This window comes from Aeromonas sp. PS2Canimalfood6, from assembly GCF_048276795.1.
GTDB classification, from domain to species: Bacteria; Pseudomonadota; Gammaproteobacteria; order Enterobacterales; family Aeromonadaceae; genus Aeromonas; species Aeromonas caviae.
In genome coordinates, this window is record NZ_JBLUXC010000161.1 from 1 (window position 1) to 554 (window position 554).

The 554-nt window shown below is 54.7% G+C and carries 1 rRNA gene; it reads right to left on the reverse strand.

What is annotated here, in order from left to right:
- Positions 1-554 (reverse strand): 23S ribosomal RNA (locus tag ACNPAA_RS21055); the annotation flags it as partial.

Below are 554 nucleotides of genomic sequence, written 5' to 3' on the forward strand. Positions count from 1 at the left end.
GAAACACCACCTACGCACTTTCACCAGGACAACCGTCGCCTGGCCCACCTAGCCTTCTCCGTCCCCCCATCGCAATTACAAGTCGTGCAGGAATATTAACCTGCTTCCCATCGATTACGCCTTTCGGCCTCACCTTAGGGGTCGACTCACCCTGCCCCGATTAACGTTGGACAGGAACCCTTGGTCTTCCGGCGAGGAGGCTTTTCACCCCCTTTATCGTTACTTACGTCAGCATTCGCACTTCTGATATCTCCAGCATACCTCTCGATACACCTTCGCAGACTTACAGAACGCTCCCCTACCACTCACGCTTAGCGTGAATCCGCGGCTTCGGTGCCTGGTTTGAGCCCCGTTACATCTTCCGCGCAGGCCGACTCGACTAGTGAGCTATTACGCTTTCTTTAAATGATGGCTGCTTCTAAGCCAACATCCTAGCTGTCTGAGCCTTCCCACATCGTTTCCCACTTAACCAGAACTTTGGGACCTTAGCCGGCGGTCTGGGTTGTTTCCCTCTTCACGACGGACGTTAGCACCCGCCGTGTGTCTCCCGGATA